Consider the following 15,810-nt stretch of genomic DNA (forward strand, 5'->3'; position numbering starts at 1 on the left):
ATGTTAGAGTTTGATACTACTCAAGATCAATTAGCGAATATAAAAGTTATCGGTGTCGGCGGTGGCGGAAACAATGCTGTAAACCGTATGATTGAACACGGTGTACAAGGTGTAGACTTTATCGCTGTGAATACTGATGCACAAGCATTAAATCTATCAAAAGCTGAAACGAAAATGCAAATTGGTGGAAAATTAACGCGTGGACTTGGTGCAGGCGCAAACCCTGAAGTAGGGAAAAAAGCTGCAGAAGAAAGTAAAGAACAGATTCAAGAAGCGCTTCGTGGCGCGGATATGGTCTTCGTAACTGCTGGTATGGGCGGCGGAACTGGAACTGGTGCAGCTCCAGTTGTTGCTCAAGTTGCAAAAGAACTAGGCGCGTTAACAGTTGGTGTTGTAACACGTCCATTTACATTTGAAGGGCGTAAACGTGCAACTCAAGCTGCATCTGGTATTGCGTCATTTAAAGAAAATGTAGATACACTTATCGTAATTCCAAATGATCGCTTATTAGAGATTGTTGATAAAAATACGCCAATGTTAGAAGCGTTCCGTGAAGCAGATAACGTATTACGTCAAGGTGTTCAAGGTATTTCTGATTTAATTGCTACACCAGGTCTAATTAACTTAGACTTTGCAGACGTAAAAACAATTATGTCTAATAGAGGTTCTGCTTTAATGGGTATCGGTTCTGGTAATGGTGAAAATCGTGCTGCTGAAGCTGCGAAAAAAGCGATTTCTAGTCCATTACTAGAAACATCTATTGATGGAGCTCAAGGTGTTATTATGAACATTACGGGCGGCGCAAACTTAAGTTTATATGAAGTACAAGAAGCAGCAGACATTGTAGCTTCAGCTTCGGATCCAGAAGTAAATATGATCTTCGGTTCTGTTATTAATGAAGGATTAAAAGATGATATCGTTGTCACTGTAATTGCAACTGGTTTTGATGATAGTGCTTCGACACAACCACCAAAACCAATTATCCGTCCGACTGCGAATCACACGCAACAGCAACAACAACCAGTAGCTCAACCTTCAAAACAACGTGAAGTTAAGCGTGAAATGAAACGTGAAGAGCCGGTTATGCATGATCGTCATACAGATTCAGATGACATCGATATTCCAGCATTCTTACGTAACCGTCGTAGACGATAAAAGAAAAGGAGCTTTCATGCTCCTTTTTTTTGTTGTCTAAATGGAAAAGATCTGCTAAGCAGGTCTTTTTTTATTATTTTGCATATGGAGAGCCCAGTCCTATTTTTAAGCCATAAGCTGTGATAAATAAATTGAAACTTTAATTAATCGGGGGTGTTCATCCGAAAATGATTGTTAGCCCGACTCTCACTTAACTTCTGTACTTTTTTATAGTTGAATTTTGAGGCAGGGTCTTACTGTCCGCAAATAGCAAGATAAACTTTGTATATATATAATTCAATTATTATGTATACAAGTAAGAAATTTATATTATTCTATGAAAAATACATTTTTATTTTTTACCGACAGATTATGTCTAGAAATCACAAAATAACAAAAAAACCCCTCCACCAATTGACACACTTTCCTATTGGATATGCATTATACTAGTCTCAACTCAAAAAAAGAGGTGAATTGTTTGGTTGTTTACGCCGACATTGTTTGGTTGTTAAACGCCTGCATTGATTTTCTTTTACTTTTATTAACAGCCACCGTGTTAAAAAAGAGAATCAAAAGATGGAGGCTTGTGTTAGGGGCATTTATAGGTTCAACTATTGTTATTTTCGCCTTTACGCCTTTTGCTTCTATGATGACACATCCAATTATGAAACTATTGTACTCGTTACTTATTGTGTATACAGCATTTGGGTTTTCGACATTTAGAAATTATACACAAACTGTTTTTACTTTCTATTTTGTAACCTTTATGGTTGGTGGAGGATTAATTGGAACGCATTACTTTTTGCAAACGAACGAAATGGTAAATGGGTTAGTTCAATCTAAATCAGTTTCTTACGGTGATCCAATTAGTTGGTTGTTTGTTATTTTTGGTTTTCCAGTAATTTATTATTTTTCTAAAAAGCGTATAGAAAGCGTAGAGGTCACAAAGATACACTATGATCAAATCGTGAAAGTGAAAATTCAATTAGCTGGAGAGGAACTAGAACTAGCAGGTCTAATTGATAGTGGGAACCAACTTTATGACCCGTTAACGAAAACACCCGTTATGATTATGCATATTTCATCATTAGAACATTGTTTGCCAGCTTGGTTAACAGAACAAATTTATTCCAAAACAGAAATTCCTCAAATACCAGAAAATGATTCTGGGTGGGCGACGAAACTACGTTTAATTCCTTTCCGAGCAGTAGGAGTAGAGAATCAATTTTTATGGGCAATTAAGCCAGATTGTGTGCAAGTTCATCATGAAGGTTTGGTTGTTGTAAACAAAGTACTGATTGGATTAAATACACAACAATTATCTACCAATGGAGAGTATCAATGCATTGTACATCCGAAAATGTTGATTTCGCAAAAGATGGTAATTGCTTAATTATGAGAGGCGGGATAATATGGTGAAATTTAAATTTTATTTGGTATACCTTTGGTATAAAGTATTGCTGAAATTAGGAATTAAGACCGATGAAATTTATTATATTGGTGGAAGTGAAGCGTTGCCACCGCCGTTAACGAAAGAAGAAGAGGCAGTTCTTTTGAATAAATTACCAAATGGAGATCAAGCTGCGAGGTCGATGCTTATTGAACGTAACCTAAGGCTTGTTGTATATATAGCAAGAAAATTTGAAAATACAGGGATCAATATTGAGGATTTGATTAGTATAGGAACAATTGGTCTTATTAAGGCAGTGAATACATTTAATCCAGAAAAGAAAATTAAATTAGCAACATATGCATCTCGTTGTATAGAAAATGAAATTTTAATGCATTTGCGTCGAAATAATAAAAATCGTTCGGAAGTTTCTTTTGATGAACCGCTTAACATTGATTGGGACGGAAATGAACTGTTATTATCAGATGTTTTAGGTACAGATGATGACATTATTACAAAAGATTTAGAAGCTACTGTAGATCGTCATCTTTTAATGAAAGCATTGCATCAATTAAATGATCGTGAAAAACAAATTATGGAGCTTCGGTTTGGACTCGCTGGTGGCGAAGAGAAGACACAAAAAGATGTGGCTGATATGCTTGGGATTTCACAGTCTTATATTTCTCGTTTGGAAAAAAGAATTATAAAAAGATTACGAAAAGAATTTAATAAAATGGTGTGAAGAATAAGACCAGTCGGTATCTAGACTGGTCTTATTCTTTTTTTGTGCATTAGGAAATATGATATTTGTGAAAAATGATGGAAAAACCGTATGCATAAAATCCCCTTCAAAGGAAATACTTTACACTGTACAGCAACTCCCGATAGGAGGGAACACTTTGACGAGAAACAAAGTAGAAATTTGCGGTGTTGATACAGCTAAACTTCCAGTACTAAAAAATGAAGAGATGCGTAAATTATTTCGTGAAATGCAAAGTGGAGAGATAAGCGCCAGAGAGAAATTAGTGAATGGAAACTTACGTCTTGTACTGAGCGTCATCCAAAGATTTAATAACAGAGGAGAATATGTTGATGATTTATTTCAAGTTGGTTGCATTGGACTTATGAAATCCATTGATAACTTTGATTTAGGCCAAAATGTAAAGTTTTCAACGTATGCTGTGCCGATGATTATTGGAGAAATACGCAGATATTTGCGTGATAACAATCCAATTCGTGTATCTCGCTCATTACGAGATATTGCGTATAAAGCGTTGCAAGTAAGAGAAAAATTGATTGCTGAAAATTCAAAAGAACCAACAGCAATGGATATTGCGAAAGTTCTTGAAGTGACACATGAAGAAATTGTTTTTGCGTTAGATGCTATTCAAGACCCAGTTTCATTATTTGAACCGATTTATAACGATGGAGGAGATCCTATCTTTGTTATGGATCAATTAAAGGATGAAAAACAAAAGGACGAGCAGTGGGTTGAAGAACTAGCGTTGAAAGAAGGGATGAAGCGTTTAAATGATCGTGAGAAAATGATTATTCGAAAACGCTTCTTCCAAGGAAAGACACAGATGGAAGTTGCCGAAGAAATTGGGATTTCTCAAGCACAAGTATCACGTTTGGAGAAGTCTGCTATTAAGCAAATGAATAAGACGATTCAAGGATAAGGTCCTCACCAGCTATGGTGAGGCCTTTTTTATATATAATATTTTGCGCTCATAGTAGAGTGGGGAGGTTCATATAATGAAAATAAAATGGATGTTCTATTAGTAGCGGTTATATACTGTTTATCCACTTCAAAATTCGGCTGAAGTAAGAAGAGCCGGAGCTACCCGTAAAAATCCGATTAGCATGGACTAATAATCAGTAGGGATGGGGAAAATCCCACTGATTAAGGTTTCACTTTATTTGAGAGCGTACTTACGATTTATGATATAAGGGAGAGGATGGAACATGATACGAATTTCGGATTTTCAAATGAAGGATGTTGTAAATATTTCAGATGGAAAAAGGCTTGGAAATATTGGAGATATTGATTTTGATATAGACACAGGAAAGATTAGGGCAGTTATTATTTCCAAGCAGACACGTATGCTTGGACTCTTTGGAAAGGAAGTAGAATTTGTGATTCCTTGGGAGCGAATTATGAAAATTGGGGAAGATGTCATACTTGTCAGAGTAGATAATATTAATTCTGTAACAGAATCAATACAAACACCGACAATTTCATAAAGAATATTACAGATTCCTCTTTTTTTTTCAGTTGTCATTATGAAAAAATAAAAGTATGGTAAAATAGACAGGAAGTACCATGCTTTTTTCTGTTATTTTAATTAAAAGGAGTCGCTTTATGAGAGAACCATTTAAATATGCGGACGGTATACTGTATTTACAAGCGTGGAAAGAACTTGGAAACATTACTGTTGGATTTACGACAAAAGATGGTGGAGTAAGTACAGGCTCCTTTCATGCGATGAATTTAGGATTACATGTGAATGATATCGTGGAGAATGTTCATGAAAACAGACGCATTTTAGCGAATAAGTTACAAAAACCATTAGAAAAATGGATTTGCTCTGAACAAGTTCATGACCATCATGTTGAGAAAGTAGGACTGCAAGAAAAAGGGAAAGGCGTTTATTCATATGAAGACGGTATTCCGAAAACGGATGGCATTTATACGACTAACAAAGATGTTCTCTTAACATCTTGTTACGCTGATTGTGTTCCGCTCTATTTTTATGCACCATCACATGATATGATAGGACTTGCGCATGCTGGGTGGAAAGGGACTGTAACAGAGATTGCGAAAGAAATGATTCAAAAGTGGAATGCAGAAGGTGTTTCAAGTGATGAAATTCATGTCGCAATTGGTCCTGCAATCGGATCATGTTGTTATGTTGTTGATGATCGTGTATTAACAGCAGCAAAGCAAGTAGTAAACGGATCTGTTCCTTATAAATTAATTTCTGATGGTCAGTATGCAATTAATTTAAAAGAAGTTAATCGTATATTATGTGTACAAGCAGGCATAAAAGAAGAACATATTGTAATGTCATCTCTTTGTACAAGCTGTGAAGAACAATTATTTTTCTCTCATCGTCGTGATCAAGGTAAGACGGGGAGAATGTTGAGTTTCATAGGTTTTAAGGAGGAGTGAAGTAAGTGACAGTGCAAGGGAATTTAGCAGATGTAAACGAAGTAATTAAAGAATCTTGTGTACGAGCTGGACGTTCGATGAAAGATATTAAGCTCGTTGCAGTTACAAAAACTGTAGGGATTGAAAAAACAAGCGAAGTAATTGAAACAGGAATTATTGATTTAGGTGAAAATAGAAATGAAGGTTTCTTACAAAAATACGAGCATTTCGGTTCAAAAGTGAATTGGCATTTTATTGGATCATTGCAAACGAGAAAAGTAAAAGAAATCATTAATGAGATTGATTATTTACATTCATTAGATCGTCTTTCGCTTGCAAAAGAAATTCAAAAACGTGCTGATAAGAAAGTTAAATGCTTTATTCAAGTGAAAACATCATCTGAAGAATCAAAGCAAGGATTGGCGATAGAAGAAACAATTTCTTTTATTCAAAGTTTGCAAGAATTGGATAAGATTGAAGTGGTAGGATTAATGACAATGGCTCCGTTTACAGGAGAAGAGGAAGAGATTCGTCGCTGCTTTAAGGAATTGCGCATGCTACAGACAGAGGTGCAGGAGCTAGAATTATTACATGCACCATGTAAAGAATTATCAATGGGAATGTCAAATGATTACACGATTGCAATTGAGGAAGGCGCTACATATATTCGTTTGGGAACGGTTTTAGTAGGAAAAGCGTAGGAGGAAGGAGAAAGTTATTATGAGTTGGTCAAAAGTAAAATACTTCTTTTTTGACACACCGGAAGAAAAAGAAGCAGCTCAATATAGTTATGAAAAGGAGCAAACAGACATGAAAAAGCAACAAGATCCCCCAGAACAACAAGATGTTCCGTTTGCGAAAGTGCAACCGAAGCAAAATGTAGTGAGTATTGAAACAGCGAAGCAATCTTCAAAAGTTGTTTTACTAGAACCACGTACATATTCGGAAGCGCAAGGCATTTCGGATCACTTAAAAGGTAGACGAGCTGTTGTAATTAATTTGCAAAGAATGTCTACAGATCAAGCTGTACGTATCGTTGACTTTTTAAGTGGTACTGTATACGCTATAGGCGGGGATATTCAAAAAATAGGCCCGAAAACATTTATGTGTACACCTGAAAATGTTGATATCGTTGGTGCGATTTCAGAGTTATTCGGTGAAGAAGAAGAGACAAATATAAAGAGGTGGTAATACGCCATGACAACAGTTTTAACAGTGTTACTTACTGCTATCGAGATTTACTCGTGGGCACTAATTATTTACATTCTCCTATCATGGTTTCCTGGCGCAAAGGAATCAGCTTTTGGAGATTTTCTTGCGCGTATTTGCGAACCGTATTTAGAGCCGTTTAGGAGGTTTATTCCACCATTTGGTATGATTGATATTTCTCCACTTGTTGCTATTGTTGCCTTGAAACTTGCTAGAGGTGGTTTAGTGAGTTTATTTAACTATTTTTTATAGTGTGAGGTTAAATACATGAGCATCTATGAGCATTTTAGACCTGATGAAGAGGTCTTTGTGGATAAAGTATTAGAGTGGAAACAGGCTGCTGAGTACCATCAAGTCAAGTTAACAGATTTTCTTGATCCAAGACAGCAACAAATTGTTTCTATGGTAATAGGGCAAGGAGATGTAGCTGTACGGTTTGATGGTGCGATGCCTGAAGCCGAACGGAAAAGAGCACTAATTTATCCAGATTATCTAGAATTAAATGAAGAGGAATTTCAAGTAGAAGTATTAGAAATTGACTATCCTTCCAAGTTTTTTACGCTAGAACATAGGCAAATATTAGGTGCATTCATGTCGCTTGGTTTAACAAGGGAAAAATGTGGTGATATTTTGCTTCAAGAAGACCGTGCCCAAATTGCAGTTGCCAAAGAAGTTGTATCGTATATTGAAATGAACTTACAATCAATAGGGAAAATGAAAGTCACACTCTCTCCTATACAAGTAGAGAAAATTTTGCGTGTAGGTGAAAAATGGGGAGAAAAATCTGGGACTGTTTCGTCACTTCGTCTAGATGTTTTATTAGCTGAAATGCTACATATATCTAGGCAGAAGGTACAGCCTCTTATAAAAGGTGGCTTAGTAAAAGTCAATTGGAAAACAGTAGAGCAAACTTCGTATGAATGTTTTCCTGGGGATGTTTTCTCGGTTAGAGGGTATGGACGAAGTAAATTATTTTCTGTAGAAGGTAAAACGAAGCGCGACAAATGGAGAGTTTTGTATGGTATACTAAAATGATTGGTTTTTTAGAAGGAAATTCTCTTATTTTGTCGAAGAAAAGATATAATTGAAAGAGGAAATTTAGATAACTACTTGGAGGTGGCGTTGTGCCGTTAACACCATTAGATATTCATAACAAAGAATTTGGTCGCGGGTTTCGTGGCTACGATGAAGATCAAGTAAATGAGTTTCTTGATCAAATCATCAAAGATTATGAATTAGTCATTCGTGAGAAAAAAGCTTTAGAAGAAAAGGTTGCACAATTAGAAGGAAAGTTAGATCATTTTTCTAATATTGAAGATACGCTGAACAAATCTATCATTGTCGCACAAGAAGCTGCTGAAGAAGTGAAGCGTAATGCACAAAAAGAAGCAAAATTAATTGTACGTGAAGCAGAAAAAAATGCAGATCGTATCATTAATGAAGCGTTAGTGAAATCAAGAAAAGTTGCTTTTGATATTGAAGAGTTGAAGAAACAAGCGAAAGTATTCCGAACTCGTTTCCGTATGTTATTAGAAACACAACTTGAAATGTTAAACAACGATGATTGGGATAAACTAATTGAATTAGAAGACGAAGTGGACGAACTGTTGAAAAAAGAAGAAACAGTGTAAGCTTGACGTTTTTCTCATTATTACATATAATTTTAAACAGCATATTTATTAAGAAAAACGAAGATAGGGATAAGTACCTTTTTCATACCTTATATAGCGAACTGAGGATGGTGTAAGCTCAGGATAAGGAGATGATGGGAATATCACCCTGGAGTTCCGCGCTGAACAAATTTAGTAAGCGTAGGCGTATATTCGCGTTAAGAATATAAAGAGGACCTTATGCATTTGTATATGGTCTACTAGGGTGGTACCGCGGGAGACTTTCTCGTCCCTTTTTGGGGATGAGAGGTCTCTTTTTTATTCCCTTTTTTAAGGTCTGTCGTTTATATATTTAAGGAGGAATTGAGCATGGAGTACAAAAATACATTACTAATGCCAAAAACAGAGTTCCCGATGCGTGGGAATTTACCGAAACGTGAGCCTGCAATGCAAGAAAAATGGGCTGAAATGAATATTTATGAAAAGGTACAAGAACATACGAAAGGTCGTCCTTTATTTGTACTACATGATGGACCTCCATATGCGAATGGTGACATCCATATGGGACATGCACTAAATAAAGTGTTAAAAGACTTTATTGTTCGTTTTAAATCAATGACTGGATACTGTGCACCATATGTACCAGGTTGGGATACACACGGTTTACCAATTGAGCAAGCTTTAACAAATAAAGGTGTAAAGCGTAAAGAAATGACAGTTGCTGAGTTCCGTAAGTTATGTGCAGAGTATGCATATGAGCAAGTAGAACGTCAACGTGAACAATTTAAGCGTTTAGGTGTACGTGCAGATTGGGATAATCCATATATTACTTTAGAGCCAGCTTATGAAGCACAACAAATTAAAGTGTTTGGTGACATGGCGAAAAAAGGTTATATCTATAAAGGACAAAAACCAGTTTACTGGTCTCCAACGAGTGAATCAGCTTTAGCAGAAGCTGAAATTGAATACCAAGATAAAAAATCAGCATCTATTTACGTAGCATTCCCTGTAAAAGATGGAAAGAACGTATTAGAAGGTGATGAGAAATACATTATTTGGACAACAACGCCTTGGACGTTACCTGCAAACTTAGGTATTTCTGTTCACCCAGAACTTGAATATGCTATTGTGAAAGTAAATGATGAGAAATATATCATCGCTTCTGAACTATTTGAGACAGTTGCAAAAACGTTAGAGTGGGAAAATGCTGAAGTTGTGAAAACGGTAAAAGGTAGCGAACTTGAGTATACAGTTGCAAAACATCCATTCTACGATCGTGACTCATTAGTTATGCTAGGAGAGCACGTAACAACAGATGCAGGTACAGGTTGTGTTCATACAGCACCAGGACACGGGGAAGATGACTTCGTTGTTGGTAAAAAGTATGGCTTAGAAGTACTTTGCCCAGTTGATGATAAAGGTGTATTAACAAATGAAGCACCTGGATTTGAAGGCTTATTCTATGATAAAGCTAACAAGCCAATTACGGAAAAATTAGAAGAAGTAGGCGCGTTACTGAAACTAACATTCATTACGCATTCATACCCACATGATTGGAGAACGAAAAAACCAATTATTTTCCGTGCGACAGCGCAGTGGTTTGCATCTATTGAAGCGTTCCGTAAAGAATTATTAGAAGCTGTTGCGGAAACAAAATGGGTACCAGCATGGGGAGAAACTCGTCTTCATAATATGGTTCGTGACCGTGGTGACTGGTGTATTTCTCGTCAGCGTGCATGGGGTGTGCCAATTCCTGTATTCTATGCAGAAAATGGTGATCCAATTATTACAGATGAAACAATTAATCATGTAGCAGATTTATTCCGTGAGCACGGTTCTAACGTATGGTTCGAGCGTGAAGCGAAAGATTTATTACCAGAAGGATTTACACATACAGGTAGCCCAAATGGTGAATTCCGTAAAGAAACAGACATCATGGATGTATGGTTCGATTCAGGTTCTTCTCACCAAGCGGTATTAGAAGAGCGCGAAGACTTACAACGTCCAGCTGATTTATATTTAGAAGGATCTGACCAGTATCGTGGTTGGTTTAACTCTTCATTATCAACAGCAGTTGCTGTAACTGGTAAAGCTCCGTATAAAGGCGTACTAAGCCATGGTTTCGTACTAGATGGTGACGGACGTAAAATGAGTAAGTCGATTGGAAACATCGTCGTACCGAAGAAAATTATGGATCAATTAGGCGGAGACATTTTACGCTTATGGGTATCTTCTGTTGACTATCAATCTGATGTACGTATTTCAGATGATATTTTAAAACAAGTAGCAGAAGTGTATCGTAAAATCCGTAACACATTCCGTTTCTTATTAGGAAACTTAGATGATTTTAATCCAAGTGAAAATACAGTAGCGGTAGCTGAACTTCGTGAAGTAGATCGTTACATGTTAGTGAAGTTAAATGACTTAATTACAAAAGTAAAAGATGCATATGAAACATATGACTTTGCTGCTGTATATCATGCAATTCACAACTTCTGTACAATTGATCTAAGTTCATTCTACTTAGACTTTGCAAAAGACATTTTATACATTGAAGGTGCAGATCACGCGGATCGTCGTGCAATTCAAACTGTATTATATGATGTTCTTGTTGCATTAACGAAACTTGTAACGCCAATCTTACCTCATACAGCTGATGAAGTATGGCCATATGTTCCTGGTGCAGAAGAAGAAAGCGTACAGTTAACTAATATGCCAGAAGCTACAGAAGTAGAGGGTTCAGAAGCGTTAAGAGCAAAATGGGATGCATTTATGACATTACGTGATGACGTTTTAAAAGCGTTAGAAGTAGCTCGTAATGAGAAGGTAATTGGTAAGTCATTAAATGCGAGCATTACGCTATATCCGACTGTAGAAATGAAGGCTATGTTAGAGTCTATTAGCGAAGACTTAAAGCAATTATTCATCGTCTCTGAGTATAAACTTGGTGGTACAATTGAAGAAGCGCCAACAGAAGCACCAAAGTATGAGCATACAGCTGTAGTTGTAGCACAGGCGACAGGTGAGACGTGTGAACGTTGTTGGGTTGTTTCAGAAACAATTGGTAAAGATGCAGAACATGAAACATTATGTGAGCGTTGTGCAACGGTTGTTAAAGAAAATTATGTAAAATAATGAAAAAAGCTGACTGCTCATAATAGCAGTCAGTTTTTTGTTGATGATATATCGAAATAACTTTCACTCTCTTTCCTATGAAGGAAAAATGTGTGTGAGGTAAGCGTGGAAATTTCGGACACACTAATTGTACATTGCAGCTGGGAGGAATGTACACGTGAATGAAATTTATATGGAAATAAAAGAAGAATTGCAATTGATGAGAAAAGAGTTGCAAGATAGACTGGCTAAAGAAGCAATGCACACATACTATATGGAATTTGGGCAAGAACTTGGATACGAAATAAAGGAAGAGACAAAGAAAAAATTGCTATTACATGATATAAAAGAGGATTTAAAAGATGTAGAACGTGCATTGTTTAAAATGGAAATAGATATGTACGGTATTTGTGAAGAAACTGGAAGAGCGATTTCTACAAAACAAATGAAAACAATGCCGACTGCTCGTACTATTCATGAATTTTTCTATGAAAAGGTAAATGTATGAATACGCACAACGATATTATGTTACCTTTTTTTAATTTATTTTATTCTTCTACAAAGGTTCATTGTGAAAAGGTAGCAGCTATGCTAAAATTTTGAGGTACACTGTCTTTGTGGGGGAAATGAAAATGATATATTATGTAATAGCGTTATTTGTCATTGCCATCGATCAAATATCGAAGTGGCTAATTGTAAAGAACATGGAATTGGGTACGAGCATTCCGATTATCGATAATGTATTATACATAACATCTCATCGAAATAGAGGAGCTGCCTGGGGTATTTTAGAAAATAAAATGTGGTTTTTCTACATTATTACAGTCATTTTCGTAGCATTTATCGTATTTTATATGAAAAAATATGCGAAAACGGACAAGCTTCTAGGTATTTCATTAGGTCTAATTTTAGGCGGAGCAATTGGCAATTTTATTGATCGTGTATTTAGACAAGAAGTAGTGGATTTCATTCACGTGTATATTTTCTCGTACAACTATCCGGTATTCAATATAGCTGACTCAGCATTATGTATTGGAGTTGTATTAATTATTATTCAAACAGTATTAGAAGGAAAGAAAGCGAAGGAGTAATTGAATGAGTGAAGTAGTACAAGTAACAGTTGCAGAAGAACAAAAAAGCGAGCGAATTGATAAATTCGTTGCAGAAATAAACAGTGAATGGTCACGTTCACAAGTGCAGCAATGGATTAAAGATGCTGTTGTGACAGTAAATGGGAAGTCGGTTAAAGGGAATTATAAAGTAAAAGGAAATGATGAAATTACAGTAACAATTCCCGAGCCAGAAGAGTTAGATATTCAACCGGAAGATATGAATTTAGAAGTTTATTATGAAGATGCCGATGTACTAGTTGTAAATAAGCCGCGTGGCATGGTAGTACATCCAGCACCAGGGCATACGAAGGGTACGCTTGTAAACGGACTTATGCATCATTGTACAGACCTATCAGGTATTAACGGTGTAATGCGTCCTGGTATAGTGCACCGTATTGATAAGGATACATCTGGATTATTAATGGTTGCTAAAAATGATGTGGCGCATGAATCACTTGTAAATCAACTTGTAGCAAAAACGGTAACAAGACGCTATAAAGCGATTGTACATGGTGTAATTCCACATGATAAAGGAACAATTGACGCTCCAATTGGTCGTGATAAAAAAGAACGTCAAAGTATGACTGTTGATGAAAATGGTAAGAATGCAGTTACACATTTCCAAGTGTTAGAGCGATTTAAGGATTTCACACTTGTAGAATGCCGCTTAGAAACGGGACGTACACACCAAATTCGTGTTCATATGAAATATATTGGTTATCCACTTGCAGGGGATCCAAAGTATGGTCCGAAGAAAACATTAGATATGAATGGACAAGCACTTCATGCAGGGATTTTAGGTTTCGATCACCCTCGTACTGGTGAATATATTGAGTTTGAGGCACCGATTCCAGAAGTGTTTGAAGAAGCGCTAAATATTTTACGGAAATAGTATTGACAAATCATAAGAAAACTGAGATACTGACAACAGTTAAATAATGATCCTTTAACACAGCCCCGTGAGGTTGAGAAGGTAACGGTTTGAAATACTTAGGGTATGTTGTACCCTTTTTTCAAAAGTCCTCTCGCACACGCTGAGAGGACTTTTTTTATACCATTACTCTCACGCAAGAAAAAAAGCTTGGAGGTGTAGAGCATGCAAGAGAAAGCTGTCGTTTTAGATGACCAAATGATTCGCCGCGCTTTAACACGAATTAGTCATGAAATCGTGGAACGAAATAAAGGTGTCGATAATTGTGTTCTTGTCGGAATAAAAACACGTGGAATTTTTATTGCACAACGTTTGGCAGAACGAATTGGTCAAATTGAAGGAAAAGAGATGGAAGTAGGAGAGTTAGATATTACGTTGTATCGTGATGATTTAACACTACAATCGAAACATAAAGAACCACTTGTAAAAGGTTCTGATATTCCTGTAGATATTACGAAGAAAAAAGTTATCCTTGTGGATGATGTGTTATATACAGGAAGAACAGTTCGAGCAGCAATGGATGCTCTTATGGATTTAGGTAGACCATCACAAATCCAATTGGCTGTTCTTGTTGATAGAGGTCATCGTGAATTACCAATTCGCGCTGATTATGTAGGAAAGAACATTCCAACATCTAGTGAAGAGCGTATCGAAGTTGATTTGCAAGAGACAGATCAACAAGATCGAGTAAGCATATACGATAAGTAAAGCCCTTTTAAATGTAGTCCTGTGAGGCTGCCAAAGGGTCTTGGCTTTCATATGTCAAATTTGGCATACGAAAGTGTAGGACTCTTTGTGCACAGGCACAAAGAGTTTTTTTATTGCAAAGAATTAAACTGAAGGAGGATGTAACAATGGAACAAAAGCCAGTATTAGACGTTAATGAAGTACCGAAACCGGGAAAATGGTTATTTTTAAGTATACAACATTTGTTCGCGATGTTTGGATCAACAGTGCTTGTTCCGTTTTTAACAGGATTGAATCCGTCAGTAGCATTAATATCAAGTGGATTAGGAACGCTAGCGTTTCTTCTTATAACAAAAGGTCAAGTACCTGCCTATCTAGGATCATCATTCGCCTTTATCGCACCGATTATAACAGCGAAAACAGCAGGTGGACCTGGAGCAGCAATGCTCGGTGGTTTGTTTGCAGGACTTGTGTACATCTTAATCTCACTCGGAATTAAGAAGTCAGGATCAGGGTGGATTATGAAATTACTTCCGCCAATCGTAGTTGGTCCAGTCGTAATGGTAATCGGTCTAGCTTTAGCACATACAGCAGTTAATATGGCGATGAACGGTGCGGATGGTAAGTATAGCATTACACACTTTTCAGTAGCATTAGTAACATTAGCAATTACAATCATTTGCTCCATATTCGGGAGAGGATTTTTCAGTATCATACCAGTGCTACTTGGAATCATCGGCGGGTATATATTCGCTTACTTCCAAGGGCTAGTAGATTTAAAGCCAGTAGCTGAGGCAAAATGGTTTGTCATACCAGACTTCACAGTACCGTTTGTAACATACACTCCGGAGTTTTCATGGAAAATTGTACTCTTAATGGTACCAGTTGCACTAGTAACAATTTCAGAACATATCGGACATCAAATTGTACTTGGAAATGTTATTAAAAGAGATTTAATTGAAAAACCAGGCTTACACCGTTCAATATTCGGTGATGGGGTAGCAACATTAATCGCATCACTAATAGGTGGACCACCGAATACAACGTACGGTGAAAACATCGGTGTGCTAGCAATTACGAGAGCATACAGTGTATACTTATTCATCGGTTCAGCAGTGTTCGCAATTATGTTTGGATTTATCGGGAAAATTTCAGCACTGATTCATTCGATTCCAACACCAGTTATGGGTGGTGTATCAATCTTACTATTCGGTGTAATCGCATCAAGCGGTTTACGCATGATGGTAGATGATAAAACAGACTTAAGTGACAAACGAAACTTAATGATTGCATCAGTAATACTAGTAATCGGTATTGGCGGGGCGGTACTGCACGTAGGTGAATCGTTCCAAGTAGAAGGAATGGCGCTAGCAGCAATTGTAGGTGTACTATTAAATCTACTACTACCGGAAACGAAACAAATAAAACAATCTAAGCAGATTGCTTCATAATAATAACCTTTTAATTCAGTC

At 36.7% G+C, this 15,810-nt stretch carries 17 protein-coding genes and 1 other annotated feature; all 17 genes read left to right on the forward strand.

What is annotated here, in order from left to right; all coding sequences use genetic code 11:
- Window positions 1-1,155, forward strand: a complete 1,155-nt coding sequence (ftsZ, locus tag MR155_RS03200; RefSeq protein ID WP_002066873.1) for a cell division protein FtsZ — start codon at window positions 1-3, stop codon at window positions 1,153-1,155.
- A 457-nt stretch (window positions 1,156-1,612) separates the two neighbouring features.
- On the forward strand, window positions 1,613-2,527 hold the full coding sequence (gene spoIIGA, locus MR155_RS03205; RefSeq protein WP_033707128.1) for a sigma-E processing peptidase SpoIIGA: 915 nt from the start codon (window positions 1,613-1,615) through the stop codon (window positions 2,525-2,527).
- A 19-nt stretch (window positions 2,528-2,546) separates the two neighbouring features.
- The gene (sigE, locus tag MR155_RS03210; RefSeq protein WP_002128857.1) at window positions 2,547-3,266 is read left to right on the forward strand and encodes an RNA polymerase sporulation sigma factor SigE; all 720 of its coding nucleotides are present in this window, start codon (window positions 2,547-2,549) and stop codon (window positions 3,264-3,266) included.
- 157 nt (window positions 3,267-3,423) lie between these two features.
- Window positions 3,424-4,203, forward strand: coding sequence for an RNA polymerase sporulation sigma factor SigG (gene sigG, locus MR155_RS03215; protein WP_002014725.1), 780 nt, complete (start codon window positions 3,424-3,426; stop codon window positions 4,201-4,203).
- Window positions 4,204-4,489: 286 nt separating this feature from the next.
- Entirely contained in the window at window positions 4,490-4,768 is a 279-nt protein-coding gene (locus MR155_RS03220; protein WP_002066875.1) for a YlmC/YmxH family sporulation protein, read from the forward strand.
- A 118-nt stretch (window positions 4,769-4,886) separates the two neighbouring features.
- Window positions 4,887-5,696 (forward strand): peptidoglycan editing factor PgeF, encoded by an 810-nt coding sequence (gene pgeF, locus MR155_RS03225; protein WP_033707129.1) that lies wholly within the window; start codon window positions 4,887-4,889, stop codon window positions 5,694-5,696.
- Window positions 5,697-5,701: 5 nt separating this feature from the next.
- Window positions 5,702-6,376 carry a YggS family pyridoxal phosphate-dependent enzyme gene (locus MR155_RS03230; RefSeq protein WP_002033757.1) on the forward strand — a complete coding sequence of 225 codons (675 nt, stop codon included), beginning with the start codon at window positions 5,702-5,704 and terminating at the stop codon, window positions 6,374-6,376.
- 19 nt (window positions 6,377-6,395) lie between these two features.
- A complete protein-coding gene (locus MR155_RS03235; protein ID WP_002014721.1) occupies window positions 6,396-6,866 on the forward strand; it encodes a cell division protein SepF in 471 nt (156 codons plus the stop codon).
- Between the two features lie 6 nt (window positions 6,867-6,872).
- Window positions 6,873-7,136, forward strand: a complete 264-nt coding sequence (locus MR155_RS03240) for a YggT family protein (RefSeq protein ID WP_002014720.1) — start codon at window positions 6,873-6,875, stop codon at window positions 7,134-7,136.
- Between the two features lie 15 nt (window positions 7,137-7,151).
- Window positions 7,152-7,919: a YlmH family RNA-binding protein gene (locus MR155_RS03245; RefSeq protein WP_002033759.1), complete on the forward strand. Its 768-nt coding sequence runs from the start codon at window positions 7,152-7,154 to the stop codon at window positions 7,917-7,919.
- A gap of 89 nt (window positions 7,920-8,008) precedes the next feature.
- Window positions 8,009-8,515 carry a septum site-determining protein DivIVA gene (gene divIVA / locus MR155_RS03250; protein ID WP_001131609.1) on the forward strand — a complete coding sequence of 169 codons (507 nt, stop codon included), beginning with the start codon at window positions 8,009-8,011 and terminating at the stop codon, window positions 8,513-8,515.
- 51 nt (window positions 8,516-8,566) lie between these two features.
- Window positions 8,567-8,791: a binding site (T-box leader), on the forward strand.
- Between the two features lie 72 nt (window positions 8,792-8,863).
- Complete coding sequence (ileS2, locus tag MR155_RS03255; protein ID WP_242307885.1) at window positions 8,864-11,629, forward strand: isoleucine--tRNA ligase; 2,766 nt, start codon at window positions 8,864-8,866, stop codon at window positions 11,627-11,629.
- 157 nt (window positions 11,630-11,786) lie between these two features.
- A complete protein-coding gene (locus MR155_RS03260) occupies window positions 11,787-12,116 on the forward strand; it encodes a TraR/DksA C4-type zinc finger protein (RefSeq protein ID WP_033707130.1) in 330 nt (109 codons plus the stop codon).
- A gap of 124 nt (window positions 12,117-12,240) precedes the next feature.
- The gene (gene lspA, locus MR155_RS03265) at window positions 12,241-12,699 is read left to right on the forward strand and encodes a lipoprotein signal peptidase LspA (RefSeq protein WP_002128849.1); all 459 of its coding nucleotides are present in this window, start codon (window positions 12,241-12,243) and stop codon (window positions 12,697-12,699) included.
- Window positions 12,700-12,703: 4 nt separating this feature from the next.
- Window positions 12,704-13,612, forward strand: a complete 909-nt coding sequence (locus tag MR155_RS03270) for an RluA family pseudouridine synthase (protein ID WP_002111420.1) — start codon at window positions 12,704-12,706, stop codon at window positions 13,610-13,612.
- A gap of 204 nt (window positions 13,613-13,816) precedes the next feature.
- Window positions 13,817-14,359: a bifunctional pyrimidine operon transcriptional regulator/uracil phosphoribosyltransferase gene (gene pyrR / locus MR155_RS03275; RefSeq protein ID WP_001156489.1), complete on the forward strand. Its 543-nt coding sequence runs from the start codon at window positions 13,817-13,819 to the stop codon at window positions 14,357-14,359.
- A 146-nt stretch (window positions 14,360-14,505) separates the two neighbouring features.
- Window positions 14,506-15,789, forward strand: coding sequence for a uracil permease (gene uraA, locus MR155_RS03280; RefSeq protein WP_113937197.1), 1,284 nt, complete (start codon window positions 14,506-14,508; stop codon window positions 15,787-15,789).
- The last annotated feature ends 21 nt before the right edge of the window (window positions 15,790-15,810 follow it).

It is taken from the genome of Bacillus cereus group sp. BfR-BA-01331 (assembly GCF_022663915.1).
Lineage (GTDB): Bacteria > Bacillota > Bacilli > Bacillales > Bacillaceae_G > Bacillus_A > Bacillus_A mycoides.